The 16,214-nt window shown below is 58.4% G+C and carries 15 protein-coding genes; 7 read left to right on the top strand and 8 right to left on the bottom strand.

Going from position 1 to position 16,214, the window contains the following annotated elements; genetic code table 11:
- Positions 1-96: 96 nt before the first annotated feature.
- From tnpC to tnpA, 3 genes are all read right to left on the bottom strand, one after another.
- A complete protein-coding gene (tnpC, locus tag JW799_RS28005; protein WP_420830629.1) occupies positions 97-1,671 on the bottom strand; it encodes an IS66 family transposase in 1,575 nt (524 codons plus the stop codon).
- A 71-nt stretch (positions 1,672-1,742) separates the two neighbouring features.
- Complete coding sequence (gene tnpB / locus JW799_RS28000; protein WP_028598474.1) at positions 1,743-2,096, bottom strand: IS66 family insertion sequence element accessory protein TnpB; 354 nt, start codon at positions 2,094-2,096, stop codon at positions 1,743-1,745.
- Positions 2,090-2,410, bottom strand: a complete 321-nt coding sequence (tnpA, locus tag JW799_RS27995; RefSeq protein ID WP_080836822.1) for an IS66 family insertion sequence element accessory protein TnpA — start codon at positions 2,408-2,410, stop codon at positions 2,090-2,092. Before tnpA ends, tnpB begins: the two co-directional genes overlap by 7 nt.
- A 1,165-nt stretch (positions 2,411-3,575) precedes the next feature.
- On the opposite strand from tnpA, the gene JW799_RS27990 reads away from it, so the two are divergent.
- Positions 3,576-4,622, top strand: a complete 1,047-nt coding sequence (locus JW799_RS27990; protein WP_245809752.1) for a glycoside hydrolase family 88/105 protein — start codon at positions 3,576-3,578, stop codon at positions 4,620-4,622.
- 134 nt (positions 4,623-4,756) lie between these two features.
- Here the strand turns inward: JW799_RS27990 and JW799_RS27985 are convergent, their stop codons facing one another.
- Positions 4,757-5,656 carry an AraC family transcriptional regulator gene (locus JW799_RS27985; RefSeq protein WP_080836826.1) on the bottom strand — a complete coding sequence of 300 codons (900 nt, stop codon included), beginning with the start codon at positions 5,654-5,656 and terminating at the stop codon, positions 4,757-4,759.
- 288 nt (positions 5,657-5,944) lie between these two features.
- Positions 5,945-7,090 carry a sporulation protein YhbH gene (gene yhbH / locus JW799_RS27980; protein ID WP_080836830.1) on the bottom strand — a complete coding sequence of 382 codons (1,146 nt, stop codon included), beginning with the start codon at positions 7,088-7,090 and terminating at the stop codon, positions 5,945-5,947.
- Positions 7,091-7,277: 187 nt separating this feature from the next.
- Here yhbH and JW799_RS27975 point away from each other — a divergent pair, with 187 nt between their 5' ends.
- From JW799_RS27975 to JW799_RS27965, 3 genes are all read left to right on the top strand, one after another.
- On the top strand, positions 7,278-8,069 hold the full coding sequence (locus JW799_RS27975) for a lipase family protein (protein ID WP_080836832.1): 792 nt from the start codon (positions 7,278-7,280) through the stop codon (positions 8,067-8,069).
- A 119-nt stretch (positions 8,070-8,188) separates the two neighbouring features.
- Positions 8,189-8,560 carry a DUF423 domain-containing protein gene (locus tag JW799_RS27970; protein ID WP_080836834.1) on the top strand — a complete coding sequence of 124 codons (372 nt, stop codon included), beginning with the start codon at positions 8,189-8,191 and terminating at the stop codon, positions 8,558-8,560.
- A 126-nt stretch (positions 8,561-8,686) separates the two neighbouring features.
- Complete coding sequence (locus JW799_RS27965; RefSeq protein WP_080836836.1) at positions 8,687-10,390, top strand: sensor domain-containing protein; 1,704 nt, start codon at positions 8,687-8,689, stop codon at positions 10,388-10,390.
- A 63-nt stretch (positions 10,391-10,453) separates the two neighbouring features.
- On the opposite strand, the gene JW799_RS27960 is transcribed toward JW799_RS27965, so the two are convergent.
- The gene (locus JW799_RS27960) at positions 10,454-10,939 is read right to left on the bottom strand and encodes a hypothetical protein (RefSeq protein ID WP_080836838.1); all 486 of its coding nucleotides are present in this window, start codon (positions 10,937-10,939) and stop codon (positions 10,454-10,456) included.
- A 196-nt stretch (positions 10,940-11,135) separates the two neighbouring features.
- Between JW799_RS27960 and JW799_RS27955 the strand changes: the two genes are divergently transcribed.
- The gene (locus JW799_RS27955; protein WP_080836839.1) at positions 11,136-11,465 is read left to right on the top strand and encodes a YunC family protein; all 330 of its coding nucleotides are present in this window, start codon (positions 11,136-11,138) and stop codon (positions 11,463-11,465) included.
- Between the two features lie 115 nt (positions 11,466-11,580).
- On the opposite strand, the gene mtnA is transcribed toward JW799_RS27955, so the two are convergent.
- Together mtnA and mtnK are read right to left on the bottom strand one after the other, a co-directional pair.
- Positions 11,581-12,654 carry an S-methyl-5-thioribose-1-phosphate isomerase gene (gene mtnA / locus JW799_RS27950; protein WP_080836840.1) on the bottom strand — a complete coding sequence of 358 codons (1,074 nt, stop codon included), beginning with the start codon at positions 12,652-12,654 and terminating at the stop codon, positions 11,581-11,583.
- A 111-nt stretch (positions 12,655-12,765) separates the two neighbouring features.
- Positions 12,766-13,974, bottom strand: coding sequence for an S-methyl-5-thioribose kinase (mtnK, locus tag JW799_RS27945; protein WP_080836841.1), 1,209 nt, complete (start codon positions 13,972-13,974; stop codon positions 12,766-12,768).
- Positions 13,975-14,215: 241 nt separating this feature from the next.
- Between mtnK and JW799_RS27940 the strand changes: the two genes are divergently transcribed.
- Positions 14,216-14,782, top strand: coding sequence for a sigma-70 family RNA polymerase sigma factor (locus tag JW799_RS27940; RefSeq protein WP_080836843.1), 567 nt, complete (start codon positions 14,216-14,218; stop codon positions 14,780-14,782).
- Between the two features lie 19 nt (positions 14,783-14,801).
- Positions 14,802-16,178 (top strand): DUF4179 domain-containing protein, encoded by a 1,377-nt coding sequence (locus JW799_RS27935; protein ID WP_080836844.1) that lies wholly within the window; start codon positions 14,802-14,804, stop codon positions 16,176-16,178.
- Positions 16,179-16,214 lie beyond the last annotated feature (36 nt).

The raw sequence follows: 16,214 nt of genomic DNA, 5'->3' as shown, positions 1-16,214 counted from the left end.
ACCTGGTGCGCTATATGCAGCCTGGCGCGGGCGGATTGCGCGTAAGCGTCAAATAGCCCCACCTAGCGGCGGGAGCTCAGTTCGACTAATCTGTAGTTACTTTTTACTTAATCGGCACTCAGCCGGTAGCTCGTGCGACCATGGCATGAAGGGTTCGAGCGCGTCGGCATCGAGCGGTCCAGAGATTTGCGGCAACTGCTCGAAGAGGTACTTTAAGTAGTTGAACGGGTGCAGACCATTCTCCTTGGCCGATTCGATCACGCTGTAGATTACCGCGCTAGCCTTCGCGCCGCGAGGCGTGTTGGCGAACAGCCAGTTTTTGCGCCCGATCACGAACGGTTTGATCGACCGCTCGCTCCGATTGTTGTCGAGCTCCAGCCGCCCATCTGACAGGAACGCAGTAAGCTTATCCCACTGATTCAAGCTGTAGGCGATCGCTTGACCGGACAGGCTCTTCGGCAAGGTTTTGGACCGTTGCTCCTTCAGCCATCCATGATAGGCGTTAAGCACCGGCAGGCTTTGCTCCTGCCTCTTCGCCTGTCGCTCTTCAGCGGAGACTTCGGCAAGGTCCCGTTCAATTGCATACAGCTGGTTACAGTAAGCCAGGCCCTGTCCCGCAACGGTTCCCAGCTTCCTCATCTCCGGCGGCCCTGCCTTCAGCGCCTCGTCGTACTTGCGCCGGGCATGTGCCCAACAACCGACGAGCTTCACGTCTGCCACCTTGTGGTACCCAAGGTACCCATCCACATGCAAATAGCCTTTGAATCCGGACAGGAAGTTACGCGGATGTTCGCCGCCCCGCGTCCGTTGGTATTCGTAGAGTATTGCCGGCGGCACATCACGTCCGGTCCGATATAGCCACAGGTAGGACGTCGCTTCCGCGGACTTGCCTTCTTCGCGCAGCACCTGAAGCGTCGTCTCGTCGGCATGCAGCACTTCTTGCCGCAGCAGATACGCCTTCATGGCAGCAAACAGCGGAGACAGCCATTGCTCCGCACCATACATCATCCAGTTCGCCATCGTCTGGCGAGACAACGTATAGCCAAGACGCGCGAACTGCTGCTCTTGCCGGTACAGGGGCAAGCCATCCACATATTTCTGCGTCATGACGTAGGCCATGCTGGACGGCGAAGCCAAGCTTCCGGGATAGACGGGCCTCGGCATGGGCGCCGTGACGATGGGTGTCTGGATCTCATGACGCTCGCAGTGGCGGCAAGCATAGACTTGACGAATATGCCGCATGACCTTGACCTGCGGGGGCACCAGCGCGATCTCGCTGCGCATCTCAGTCGTCATCTCATGCAGCGAGCCGCCGCAGCAAGCACAGGACCGTTCGCCTTCCTCGAGTTTGTACACGACGGTCTCTACCGGCAGGTCGGAGAAGTCGTCTTCACGCTTGCCCGTCTGTTTGCGGCGCTCGTACGTGATCTTCTCTGTAGGTGGCTCTTGTCCGGCTGGTGTGGCCAGCACTTCGGCTTCGTTGAACAGATTCAGCTCCATCTGGTCCGGATTCGTCTTCTCGCTGGAAGTGCCGAAGCGCTTTTGCTGCGCCAGACGGAACTGTTCCTCGTACCACTTGAGCTTGGCCGATAGCTCGATATTTTGTTGTTCCAGCTTCGCATTTTGTTGCCGAAGCTCTTCGATCTGAGGCGATTCCGCTCGATTTTCCATATGGTATACTTCGGCACGGATGGGGGCAACGCCTGCCATAACATATGTCGAATTAAGTAAGGAATAGATTGCTAAATGACCGTAGCGGCGGTCACTTTCGGGTGAGCCTGCCGCTGGCTGAGCGAAAGTCCGTCCAGCAGCCAGCGGAGCTCGCGGGTCGTGACCGTGACCGGATCGCTGTGATCCCTGGGCCACTGGAACGTGCCGCGCTCGAGCCGGCGGTAGAACAGCCAGAAACCGTTGTGCTCCCAATACAAGATCTTTAACTTGTTCCGCTCGCGGTTGCAAAAGACGAACAAGCATGGAGAGAATGGATTCAGTCCGAGCCCCTCTTGGACAAGAGCAGCCAATCCGTCGATGGATTTACGTAAATCCGTGCTGCCACAAGCCAGAAATACCTGACGGCTGGTTAATTCGCTCAGCATATGACCTCCAAAGCCTGCACCACGTCGCGGAGCAAAGCGGGATTGAACCCGGCGTCAACCTCGATGACGGCTGCGCCGATTCGGATGCGAAGGCAAGCCGAAGGTGTGGCTTCCGGCTCGGGAGTAATATGAGCTTTGACGAAGGTGGCTGACTTGACAGCAGCAGGGGATGAACCGCTTAGCCTCTTCATCCATGTATAGAGCCCGCGACGATCCACCTGATTGGCTTTGCACCATCTTGCTGCTTTTTCTCCACTGGAACGGAAAGCGGCAATTCGTTCTTCCCATTTCTTCTGTACGTCTTCTCTGGCCATAAAAAATCCTCCCCCAATTGGACTATGAGGAGGATTATCTCACGGTTATTGCAAGGAACGAAGGTGGGGAGAGTTTGACGCTTACCGCGCAAGAAGCGCACCCGGTGCGCTACATGAAGCCTGGCGCGGGCGGATTGCGCGCAAGAAGCGCACCCAGTGCGCTACATGAAGCCTGGCGCGGGCGGATTGCGCGCAAGAAGCGCACCCGGTGCGCTACATGCAGCCTGGCGCGGGCGGATTGCGCGCAAGAAGCGCACCCAGTGCGCTACATGCAGCCTGGCGCGGGCGGATTGCGCGCAAGAAGCGCACCCGGTGCGCTACATGTAGCCAGGCGCGGGCGGATTGCGCGCAAGAAGCGCACCCGATGCGCTACATGAAGCCTGGCGCAGGCGGATTGCGCGCAAGAAGCGCACCTGGTGCGCTACATGTAGCCTGGCGCAGGCGGATTGCGCGCAAGAAGCGCACCTGGTGCGCTACATGAAGCCTGGCGCGGGCGGATTGCGTGCAAGAAGCGCCCCCGATGCGCTACATGTAGCCTGGCGCGGGCGGATTGCGCGCAAGAAGCGCCCCCGATGCGCTACATGTAGCCTGGCGCGGGCGGATTGCGCGCAAGAAGCGCACCTGGTGCGCTACATGAAGCCTGGCGCGGGCGGATTGCGCGCAAGAAGCGCACCTGGTGCGCTACATGAAGCCTGGCGCAGGCGGATTGCGCGCAAGAAGCGCACCCGGTGCGCTACATGCAGCCTGACGCGGGCGGATTGCGCGCAAGAAGCGCACCCGGTGCGCTACATGTAGCCAGGCGCGGGCGGATTGCGCGCAAGAAGCGCCCCCGATGCGCTACATGTAGCCTGGCGCGGGCGGATTGCGCGCAAGAAGCGCCCCCGGTGCGCTACATGAAGCCTGGCGCGGGCGGATTGCGCGCAAGAAGCGCACCCGGTGCGCTACATGCAGCCTGGCGCAGGCGGATTGCGCGCAAGAAGCGCCCCCGGTGCGCTACATGCAGCCTGGCGCAGGCGGATTGCGCGCAAGAAGCGCCCCCGGTGCGCTACATGTGGCCGAACGCGGCAATTTGGACTTTTCCCCACTTTTTCGGGACGGAAGCCCAAGCGTTTCGTTCGGGTAAGATGTTACGATGTTCGTAAATCGTTCAAGGGAGTGAGCAAGGGTGTCGCTGCGGGAGCAAGCTCTTAGGGTACGCCAGCAAATGATCCGGGATCATGCCGGCGAGTGGGGAATGGATATTCATCAATGGGATTGGGTTCCGGGCGTCGGGGTCATCGCCATGCTGGAGCATTCCGAATCGGATCGCCAGCCGGAAGCAATGGCTTATTTGCGAGACTGGGTGGAAAAAAACAAGGAAAAGGCCAGCCGGGCCCCGGTTGTGAACGCGGTGGCTCCCTATGCCGTTTTTCCGGCGTTGTATCGGGAATACGGTGCGGAGTGGTATCGCGACGAAGCGGTCAGAGTGGCGGAATGGCTCGTAGCGGCGGCGCCGCGCACGAGGGAAGGCGCGTTCGAGCATACCGTAACGGAAAATGCGGCGTTTCCCGAACAGGTGTGGGCGGATACCGTCTTTATGGCCGTATTGTTTCTGGCTCGAACGGCTTCGCTTGCGAGGCGTCCGGACTTCGCCGAGGAGGCGCAACGGCAAGTCTTGTTGCACCTCAGACTGCTTGAGGACGAGGACAGCGGCGTTCTGTTCCACGGGTGGAATTGCGGCACCGCCGACCATATGTCGGCCGCGCGATGGACGAGGGCCAACGCCTGGGTAGCGGCGGGCGTGCCGCTTATTCTGAAGGAAATCGAACCGCTCGTTGCCGTCTCGGCGGAGCTCAAGACACGGTACGGCAGGCTGATGGAAGGGCTGGTCCGCTTTCAACGGGAAGACGGCTTGTGGAGCACGGTGATGGATCGTCCCGATTTTTACCGGGAAACATCCGGCAGCGCGGGGATCGGCTACGGCTTGTGGAAAGCGATGGATGCGGGTTTAATCGAAGCGAATGACCGTTATCGGACGTCGGCAGAGCGAACGTTAAAAGCCGTAATGGCCCAAATCGACGAAAGCGGCATCGTGCGCGGCGTATCGGGAGGCACTCCGGTTATGCCCAGCATCGAAGCCTACAACGAGATTCCGACCTATCCGACGCTGTACGGACAAGGTCTTGCGCTGATGCTCCTGTCGGAGGCCATGCGCAGAGGGATTTCCGTCTGAACGAACGTCAGGCCGTCGGCAGATGGCATAATGCCTGGCCGATTTCGCTTGCGGGGGATCCGTCTCATCCGTCGATCCGGGTCTTTGCCGCTCGGAGGAGGGGGAATACCCGGTTGCCGGCGGGCCGGAGCCTCCTATGTGCCGCGCCGGCCCGACGCCTTCGAGCGGTATTGCAAGGGCGTAAGCCCGATTTCTTTTTTGAAAAGGTGGAAAAAATGCGACAAATCCCCGAAGCCCGTGCGGCTGGCGACTTCCATGACGGGCAGGGAGGTGCCGGCGAGGTAGGCTTTGGCTTTGTTCAGCCGGTACTCGGCCAAAAATTGCTTGACGGTGTGTCCCGTCTTTTGCTTGAAAAGGGCGAAAAGACGGGAGCGCGACACGGGGAAACGTTCCAGCAAGTCGTCGATGCGCAACGGTTCGTCGTAATGCGCGACGAGGTACGACAGAACGTCCCCGATCAACCGTTCGTCTTCCGTCTTGCCGGTTTCGAGTGCGCCGGCGTCGTCCTTTAAATCGATCGCGAGCAGCAAAAATTCGGACAGGCATCGGAGCGCGGCCAGTTCGCGCTTCGGCTGCCTGTCCCGAAGACAGGACGCAAGCTCCTCCAGCAGCGAACAAGCCCGGTCCAAACGGGGCAGCGAAAGAAAATAATGGCCCGCCTCCATCCCCGGGGCCGTGAGCAGAGCGTCGATGCCGCCTTCGGCCGCCGGACATGCCTGGTTCAGAAGCTTCATATAAGATTCGCCGACGGACAGCACGTACCGTTTCACGGGCTGCCCCGGCGCGGAGTGCGGATGATGAATGACCTGCGGTCGAATGACGGTGAGCGTCCCGGCATGCAAAGGGTACAGGCGGTCGCCCGCCGTGTACGAACCCGAGCCCTCCAGCAGCAAATAAAACTCGAACCCGTCGTGAAAATGGAGCCGGCTCCGCCCGATCGGGCCGTTTCTCAGCTCGCAACGAACGGGATATTCGGCCAGAAAGCGGTCGGTGAATTCGTCCCGCTGAAAGAAAAGCGCCGGATCTCGCGTCATGGTCGCACCCCCCTCAAATCTAAATTTAAGCGCTCTCAATACGAAAAATCAACTTAAATTACATCCGCCCGGGCGATGCGCGAGAGAGCCGCTTTTCGATGGGCCCTCCCCCGAGACGGCTGGGCAGGCTTGTCCGGACATGCAGGCCAAAGGGCGGCCAAGCGAAGGCCATCGCCCGAGAATCCGGTTTCAAGGATTCGGTCTGGCGGAAGGGGGGCCGCCGCTGACCGGCGAGGACAAAAAAGCCGCCCCGCCGGCCAGCGCTGCCGGAAGGGCGGCCCTGCCGCTTTACACGGCCGCTTCGCGCTTTTTGAAAAACGTCTTCAACGCGTTGTAGATTTCGCCTTTTTCCTTGATGACGTAATACAGAAACTGCTGATGGTCCATGTGCTTGTAGGCCGACATCAGCGTGCTGGAGCGGTTGTACTGGTTCACTTCGCCGTAGCCGAAAATGTTGGCGCGGTTCAGCATTTCCTTGATCAGCCGCACGCAGCGCTCGTTGTCGCTCGTCAGATTGTCGCCGTCGGAAAAATGAAACGGATAAATGTTGTAGCGCGACGGGGGATAACGGCTGTCGATGATCTCGAGCGCCTTGATATAGGCGGAGGAGCAGATCGTGCCGCCGCTTTCGCCGCGGGTGAAAAATTCCTCCTCGGTCACTTCCTTCGCTTCCGTATGGTGCGCGATGAAAACGAGCTCTACTTTTTCGTATTGGCGCCTCAGAAACCTCGTCATCCAGAAAAAGAACGAGCGCGCGCAATATTTTTCGAAGGATCCCATCGATCCGGACGTGTCCATCATGGCGAGGATGACGGCGTTGTTTTGCGGCTTGACGATCTCCTCCCACGTTTTGAAGCGCAGGTCGTCCGGCGAGATGCCGTGAATTTCCTTGCGGCCTTCGCGCGAATTGCGGCGCAGATTTTCCAGAATCGTTCGCTTTTTGTCGATGTTGGACATGATGCCCTTCCGCCTGACGTCGGTAAAACGAACCTCCTGCACCTCGATCTGCTCTTTTTCTTTCTGCTTCAAATAAGGAAGCTCCAGCTCCTCGAACAGCAGATTTTCGAGCTCCGCGATCGAGATTTCCGCCTCGACGACGTCTTCTCCGGGCTGGTCGCCGGCGCCTTCGTTTTTGCCGGGAGCGCTGGCCGGATCGGTGCCGAGTACGTCCCCCACCTGGCTGTCCCCGTTTCCTTGGCCTACGTGCTTGCGCTTGTTGTGATTATAAACGAACCGGTATTCGTCCAGACTGCGTATCGGAATTTTAATAATTTGTTTGCCGTCGGACAGTACGATGTTCTCCTCGGACAGCAAGTCGGGCAAATTTTGCTTGATCGCATCCCGAACTTTCTGCTGGTGCCGCGACTGATCCTGGTATCCTTTTCGGTGCAATGACCAGTCTTCGCGGGACAGGATAAAAGCCGGTTCAGCCATGCGTAACACCACCTTTTCCGCCTTGGGCTTTTTTTGTGTGTTATTCAATATATTCGAATGCGCGGAAAGAATGTGTGCGAATTGACCGAAGCTTGGTCCAATTGTGCGACAATTCGGCGTAGCCGCCGGCGCGGTTAGGCACCTGTCGCCCTCCCCATCCATAAACTGCAATAAGGGGGAGTGCGGGATGCGCAAAGGCGGATTCGATCCGGATCGGGCCGTGTTTTTGGCGGCCGTTTGCAGTCAAACCTATGAGCTTTACAAAAACAAGGACGGGAGCTTCGCCGTTCCGCAAGGGTTCCGGCAGGTCGAAATCATCGAGGCGAAGTCCTTCGACCGAAGCAGGGAAAGGTTCGGGTTTATTCTGGAATCGGACCGCGAAATCCTGATCGCGTTTCGCGGCACGATTTCGACTTCCGATTGGGTATCGGACGCGCTGGCCTACCAGGTTCCCTGCCCTTATGCGAAAAACGCCGGACAAACCCATCAAGGCTTCACGCAAATTTACCGCTCGGCGAGAGCGCAAATCGTCGCCGCCTTGAAGCGGCTGCCCCCGGACAAACCGATCTATGCGACCGGCCACAGTCTCGGAGGAGCGCTGGCCACGTTATGCGCGCTCGATCTGGCTTCGCGGAGCGAAGGCCGGCCGCCAACCGTCTACACGTACGGAGCGCCCCGGGTCGGCGACCCCGCTTTCGTGAAGGCGTTCAACGGCAAGGTGAAAACCAGCTTCCGCATCGCCAATCCGTTCGACCCGGTCGCCCAGCTGCCGCCGTTCGTGCTTCGCATGCCGGCAAGCGATAAAACCTACTATTACAATCATGTGCGCAGCGCCTTTATCCTGTCTTTCCAGGCCGGCTCCTTAGCGGCCAATCACGCTCTCGACCGTTACTACGAGCATCTGGCCGGGCTAAGTCCCGATTATGCGCTGGAGCTGTCGCTCGCCAACCCCGGCTTGTGCCCGGAGCCGAAGTCTTGAACCCGCCTTGCGGCGCAAGCGAGGCTTGGTTCCATTTGGCAGAGGCGGCCTCTCCGAGGTATGATGAGGGTACCCGGTTTCGAGCGGAACCGGCAGTTTTCGACGGGGAGGTTTATTCATTGCTGCGGAACTATACGATGATCGGAGCGGCAATCGCGCTGCTGGCGGTCGCCCTCGGCGCTTTCGGCGCGCATGTGCTCGAAGAGCGGCTGTCGGCCGAAGATTTGGATATTTTTGAAACCGGCGTGCGTTATCAAATGTACCATGGGCTTGGAATCTTGATCGCGGCGCTGTTGTCCGAGCGGCTGTCGTCGCCTGGGCTCGTTCGCTGGTCCGCGCGCCTGATGCTTGCGGGGGTCGTTATTTTTTCCGGGAGCTTGTACGTTCTCGTGTTCAGCGGTATTCGCGTGCTGGGAGCCGTCACCCCGATCGGCGGAGTCGCGCTGCTGGCCGGCTGGATTTGCCTTCTTATGGCCGCCCGGAAGAAATAGCGTCGAACGCCCGGGCGGGTCGAGAATTTAGTTGGAAAAGCTTGTTCTGTAAAGCGCCATTTTGTTTTATAATGGAAGCATACATAAGTTGTCATGTTTCCCTCACGGGAGGAAGGATGGCGCCACGTGGACGGATGGTCAGACAATCCGGCTTTCCAAAACGAGTTGCTTCACTCGCTTTATCACAACAGTCCGTTAGCCATTGCCGTCATCGATCGTCTCGGCCGTTTCATGGATATCAATCGGGATCCGGAGAAGATGTTCGGCTACACGACGGCGGAGTTATCCGGCCGATCCTTTTCCGAGCTGCTGGACAGCCAGTCGTACGAAATTACGATGAAAGTGTTCGAGAGGACGCTCGCGGGGGAGAAATGCACGCAAGAAATCCGGGTCATGACCAAAGACGGACACCCGGTCGATTTAAGCATCGATACCGCTCCGCTCACGAGACGGAGCAAGACGGTCGGCATTCTCGTTTTTTTCCAGGATATCAGCGAGCGGAAGCGATCCCTGGAAAAGGTCCGGTTTATGGCGTACAACGACGATATGACGGGCCTTCCGAACCGGCGTTTTTTCACCGCGAGACTCGAGGAAAAGCTGACCGAAGCGTATAAGAAGAACGACCGCCTGGCGGTCTGCTACCTGGATGTCGATCAATTCAAGCTGGTGAACGCTTCGTACGGAAGAGACTTCGGGGACATGCTTCTCATGATGATCGCGGAACGGCTGTCGGGCTTCTTCGGGGAGGCCGGCAATTTGGCGCGGATGGAAGGCGACGAGTTCGCCGGCTTGCTCACGTCGCTCAGGGACGCGGACGATCTGTCCGGCCGGATGGACGAGCTGATGCGATTGTTCGAGAGCCCGTTCGAGCTTGCGGGCGTGCCGCTCCATATTTCGATAAGCATCGGCATTTCCATGATGAACGAAACGATCGACGACGCGGTCGCCCTCCTCAAAAAGGCGGATACCGCGCTTCATCGCGTGAAGGAGAACGGCCGGAACGATTATCTGGTTTTCTCGTCGGAGATCGCCCATACCGCGTTGCATAAGCTGACGCTGCAGCACGAAATCAAGAAAGCACTGCAAAACGGGGAGTTTCTCCTTTATTATCAGCCGCAGTACGACTTGGCAACGGGCCGGATCGTCGGGCTTGAGGCGCTGGTGCGCTGGAAGCATCCCGAGCGCGGTCTCGTCCCTCCGGGCGAGTTCATTCCGGCGGCGGAAGAGAGCGGGCTCATCGTGCCGCTGGGCGAATGGGTGCTGCAGGAGGCGTGCCGCCAGAATAAAAGCTGGCAGGATGCCGGCATGACGCCCATTCCGGTGTCCGTCAATTTGTCGTTTCGCCAATTTATGCAGCGCAATCTCATCCGGAATATTGCCGGCATTTTGAAAAAAACCGAACTGGATCCGAGCTACCTCGAACTGGAAATCACCGAAAGCATTACGATGGACGTCGAACGCGCCTCCTCGTTTTTGCGGGAGCTTGCCGATCTCGGCGTCGGCATCAGCATCGACGATTTCGGAACGGGCTACAGCTCCTTTCATTATTTGCGCAATTTCCCGATCGGCAGCCTGAAGATCGACCGCTCGTTCGTGCGGGACATCCAGCAGGATCCGAGCGACGCGGCCATCGTTTCGGCAATCATCGCGATGGCGCACAACCTGCAGCTGCAAGTCATCGCGGAAGGCGTGGAAACCGAGGAGCAGGTCAAATTCCTCCGAACCCACCGCTGCGACGAAATGCAAGGCTACTTCGGAAGCCCTCCGCTTCCGAAAGAAAGCGTCGAGGAATTGCTTTGGAACCAAAGCGTGCTGCCCATCAAGCATTGATGCCGGCATGCCATCCCGCGAAAAAACGCCGCAGCCTCTTCGACAGGCTGCGGCGTTCGCGCTTTATTCGATAAAATCGTCGATCTCGTTAAGGAAGATCGAATACACTCGTTTTTCATCGACGTGGTATAACGTAATCAATTGCTGCTCGGGATCGAAGTTGACGATGCGGCAAGGCATGTCCAGCTTGACCCCTTTGCCCTTATTGACCCGGACCCTGATCAGCTTGTTCGTCTGAATGTACAAGCGTATCCGCGAGTCGAGCGATTCGGTCGAGAGCGGCGTCTTTTCGGTTTTGTCGGTTTTTGCGGTCTTTGCGCCTTTTTCGGCCGGTTCGATCGCGATTGGCGTTTTATCGACCGTTTTGGCCAATTCCTCCTCGATCTTCATGCCGAGTTGAACCCCGGATTCAATCCGGAAATCCGAAAATTGCCCTCCGTTCAAGCCGCGAAGCAGCTGCTCCAGCGCCGCGCTTCCGGACGAAGCGTGCACGAGGATGTCCACCTTGAAAAGGAAAGATCCGTCCGCGTCCGATTTCCCTTTTGCCATCTTTTTGCTAGCCTCCATCTTACACCCCGATGATAATGTCCGCTCTTAACTATACCACGTTCATGCTGCCTAAAATAGACCCAAGTAGGTATTTAACGGGAGCTTCATAGGGCAAAAGGATCATACGATATCGTGTGGGAATTCGTCCTAACGGCCCATTTTTATCCAAGTTTGACAAACCCGGAGGTGAAATCGAATGATTCGTCTCGTCCCGATCGAAATCGAGGGGCACACGGCGTTGGGGGTCGAGGTGCTGCTGCCGAAAACGACGCTTATCGCGGTGACGGCGGGAGAAGGATATATTATGTGCGGCGCGCTCGATGTCGGCCTGCTCAACGAACGGCTTGCCGATCGCGGCATCGTGGCTGGAAGGGCGGTAGGCGTTCGAACGCTCGAGCAGCTGCTTGACGCTCCGTTGGAGTCGGTTACGCACGAAGCCCGCAACAGAGGGATCGTGCCGGGGATGATCGGCCGCGACGCGGTCTCCCGTCTCGCGAAGGGCAGCGTCGAGCCGCACGGCGCGTAAGTTCAAGGGAGCGATGACCGGTTCGTGGGAATTCCGGATAAAAGCAAAATCGGCTGACCCGATCGGCGGAAACGCTCTGCCGCGGGTCAGCCTTTTTGCATGTCGGACGTCGGATTCAGGACTCGAACAGCCGGCGCAAGCCGGTGTCGTACGGGGCCCTGACGATGCCCTTCTCGGTAATGATGGCGGTGACGAGCTCGTTAGGCGTCACGTCGAAGGCGGGATTGTACACTTTGACGCCTTCCGGGGCGGTGCGTTTGCCGAAGCCGTGCGTGATTTCGTCGGCGCGGCGCTCCTCGATCGGAATATCGGCGCCGGTCGGCGTCGACAGGTCGATCGTCGACATCGGGCACGCCACATAAAACGGAATGTTGTGCGCCTTCGCGAGCACGGCCACGCTGTAGGTGCCGATCTTGTTCGCGACGTCGCCGTTGGCCGCGACGCGGTCGGTTCCGACGATGACGGCCTGCACCCAGCCTTTGGACATGACGTGTCCGGCCATGTTGTCGCAGATGAGCGTCACGTCGACGCCGGCCTGCTGCAGCTCGAACGCCGTCAGGCGCGCGCCCTGCAGCACGGGCCGCGTCTCGTCGGCGAATACTTTCAGCGCGATGCCTTGCTCAAGCGCCAAATAGAAGGGCGCCAGCGCCGTGCCGTATTTGGCGGTCGCAAGCCCGCCGGCATTGCAGTGCGTCAGCACGCCCATGCCGTCCTTGAACAGCGTAAGGGCGTGCTCCCCGATCCGCCGGTTCGTTTCCTCGTCCTCGGCCTGGATTTGCTTCGCTTCGTCGAGCAGCGCGGCGACGGCCTCTTCGGCCGTCAGTCCGGCCTCGGCCAATTCCTCGGCTCTCGCCTTCATCCGGTCGAGCGCCCAGAACAGGTTGACGGCCGTCGGCCGCGACGTGGCGAGATAGTCGGCGTGACGCCGAACCTCGGCCGCCACATCCTTGGCGCTTCCGGAGACGGGGGCCGCGCCGAGCACGATGCCGTAGGCGGCGGAAATGCCGATCGCCGGGGCGCCGCGGACTTTCAGCTCGCGGATCGCTTCCCAAACGTCCTCGGGCGTTTTCAATTTCAAATAGACGGTTTCTTCCGGCAGCAGCCGTTGATCGAGCAGTTCCAGCGCTCCTTCCGCCCAACGGACGGATTGCAGCACTTTGGAGGCTGCGGACAGGTTGTCGGTGCTCATGTCGGTTTCTCCTTTCGGGTTTGCGGCAAGACGCCGCTGCGGACCGGACGCGGCCCTTCGCAAGGCGGGATCTTACAGCCGGCCCGGGGGAGTTCGGGCCGCTCAAGCCGCTCAGGCGTTTACGGCGCGCCGACCGATCGCGACGACGTGTTCGATCGACTCCGCTTTGCGGTTCGTCTTGATCAGTTCCGTGCCGATCGCCAGCGCGATCCGCTGGGCGCGGTTGCGAACGCCCGCATCCGGAATATTGTCGATGTCGATGACGTGGGACAAGCCGTAAATGCGGCGCACCGCTTTGGCGCCGGCGAAGCCGATGCTGTCCCGGAGCAGGCGCAGCATATATTCGTCCTGGTAGCCTTGCGTGCGGGAAATGCGGTCGATGCCGTGCTCGTTCCACAGCGCGCGGAACTTGGCTTCGAACAGCGTCCACACGTCGCGGATCGTGCCGAGCAAATATTCGCGGCTGTCTTTGCGGGCGGCCTCGTCCTGGCTCCAATGTTCCTGGCCGGCGAAGTTCAGCAGCAAGTTCGCGATGACGGCGCCGACGTCGAAGCCGATCGGGCCGTAATAAGCGAACTCGGGATCGATCACCTTCGTCGACTCCGGCGTGACGAAGATGCTGCCGGTGTGCAGGTCGCCGTGAAGCAGCGCCTGCGCCTGGGTCAGAAACTTCTCGCGGAGGACGGCCACTTCCAGATGAAGCGCCTTGTCCTGCCAGATCGCTTCCGCGGCGTCGCGCAGATGGGGCTCGATGCTGTTGTTGGGCGAATCGTAATAAGGATCGTCGAAAATCAGATCCTCGGTAATTTTGCACAAGTCCGGGTTAATGAACGAGCCGACCGCGCGCTTTTTCTCCTGTTGGTTGAAGCCCAGGTCGGAAGTGAAAAACAGCGTGCGGGCCATAAATTCGGAAATATGCTCCGCAAAGCGCGGGTAGCGGCCGCCCTCGATCAGGCCGCGGCGCATGATGACATGGTCGCTCAAGTCCTCCATGACGGTGAGCGCCAGCTCGTTGTCGTTTTTGTATACTTTGGGAACGAGTCCGGGGGCCAGCTTGCCTTGCAAAATCAGCGCTTCGCCTTCGATGCGGGCGCGGTCCAGCGAGAGGGGCCACGATTCGCCGACGACCTTGGCGTACGGCAGCGCCTGCTTGACGATCAGGCTGCGCCCGGTCGCGGGCTGGGTAATATGAAAGACCAGATTCAAATTGCCGTCGCCGATCTCCCGGCAGACCAGCTCCTCGCCGGTCGGAAACGCCTCCTTGATCGTCTTCGCGATCTCGATCGCCTCGGCTTCGGTTAACGGATGATAATTGCTCATATTTTCACCTCATCGAGAAGTTGGCTGCTTGTCCCGTCGTAGGGTCCATTCGCGTCACTAGTCAGTATAATGCAATTCGGGGGCGGATAAAAGCCGGAAAGCGCAAACGATGCTTAAGCACGGGGGCATATATCGTTTTGGTGCGTTTAAGGTCGGCAATCGAACCGATTCGGCACGCCATGCCTCTAATAAATAGGAACGTTAAAGAATATTTGCCGTTGCGCGAAAGGAGGAGGCATGCTTGCCGGAATATGAACATTTGGAAGACGTCAAACGCGCGCGAAGAGGCGACAACGAGGCCTTTTCAAAATTGGTAAAAGAGATGCAGACTGATTTGTACCGAATGGCCCGCTCATTCATGGAAAACGACGCCGACTGTGCGGATGCGATCCAGGAGGCGATTCTGAGCGCTTATCGAGGGCTGCCGAAACTGAAAGAACCGGCTTATTTCCGGACATGGATGTTTCGGATTTTGCTGCGGGAATGCCATCGGATGCGGAGAAGGATAAAAATTACGGTTCCGTGGACGGAAGCGTTAGCGGGAAAGGAGTACGGGAACGTTCGGGAGCCGGAGATCGATTTATACGTGGCCGTTCGCCAACTGGACGAGTCCCTGCAGACGGTCGTCAGGTTGCACTACTTTATGGATTTGCCATTGGGAGAAATCGCGAAAGTAATGGACGTGCCGGAAGGAACGTTAAAATCGCGGCTGCACCGGGCGCGGAGGCTACTGGCAAAATGGCTCCGGGGACCGGAAGAAAACGCGCCGGCAGGAGAAGTGCCGGGAGGTTCGGCTCTTGAGAAATAGGGATGGGAGGAAATAAACGATGAACTTTAGCGATGTGGAAAGAGCGCTGCGGGCTGTCCGAAATAAAGCAGCCGTATCCGGAGTGCCGGAGACAATCGAACGGAAAATCGACGAGACGCTCCGATCGCTTCCCGAACGGAGAATGAAAGAACGACGCGGATTGGCCTCACGCATTGTGGCAATGTCGTCCGCGGTGGCGATTGCGGTCGGATCGGCGTTGGCCGCCGCTGCATTATCTCCTCAGGCAGAGGCCGCGTTACGCCAATTGCCTTTGGTCGGATCGATTTTTGCCCAAGCCCATGATTGGGGGCTTCGACAAACGGATACTGCCGGACTGACAACAGCCGTTGGACTGACGGATACGTCGAACGGAATCCGTCTCACGCTAGAAAAGGCCGTGTATGATGGCATCCGATTTTCGGCGGCATTTGCCATGAAAACGGCAGATGGACGCAAGGTAGAACCGGCACCGGGAGAATACGGCATCACAATGGATTACGCTTGGAACATAAAAGGAGAAAGCGAGCGTTACGCTGGAAAAGGGAGCGCGGTGGAAGACGAATCGGGAAAGCTTGTAGGATTTATTGATGTAACACCGCCGGAGCGGTTGCCGGATTCGTTCGTCGTCGGCCTTAAAGTTTCGAAAATAGGAGATAGAACGGGCGATTGGTCGTTCTCGTTCCCGATCTCCTCGCTTAAGGAAAACTCGAAAATAATCGAGCCAATAGCGGCTTCTTCCAACCGCCAAATCTCAATTTCAGTCCGAGAAGTGAAGCTGACTCCAATGACGACGGAAATCGAGTTCGATTACAGCCAGCCTTCCGGAGTTAATTTGCCGATCGGCTTCGAACTGATGGACGGGGATGGAATCGCGCTGGAGCTGATCTCTTCCCAATCCGGGATGACGACCGAAGCCGGGAGCGCCGTATCGCGGGGAAGCTGGAAAATTCAGTTCGGTCCCGCACCTGAAAATACGACCAAGCTTTTTTTTCGTCCCTATTTTTATCAAAATGCGCCCAAAGCGGAATACCGCATACGGATGAACGAAATGCCCTCCGAGGACGCTCCGCTCGTCTTGCCCCAAGGAGAGTCAGGAGAATTGCGGATCACCGAGGTTATTTTAGAAGCGGACAAAACGGTCGTACGCTACGATGTTATCGGCTCGAGTCCGCAAGAGCAAGCGAACATGTTGTCGCTTGAAACGGCCGATGGAGCGGACGTACCCCGAAATCCGATGAAAGCGGAGAAAACCCTCGATCCTTTCAAGCGCCGGTATGAAAAGGAATTCGCTCCGGTCCCGAAAGATGCCGAGCTTGTCTTCATTACGCAGCCTGCGAAAACTCGCGAATTCCTGAACGAATTAGAGCTTGAATTCGCTATTCCTGGTTCCGTCTGACAACATCGGTGCCAAGATCAGCGGCTTCGTACCGTC

Origin of the sequence: Cohnella algarum (assembly GCF_016937515.1) — a bacterium.
In the GTDB taxonomy this organism is placed as follows: domain Bacteria; phylum Bacillota; class Bacilli; order Paenibacillales; family Paenibacillaceae; genus Cohnella; species Cohnella algarum.
This window is presented reverse-complemented; position numbering and strand designations above follow the sequence as displayed.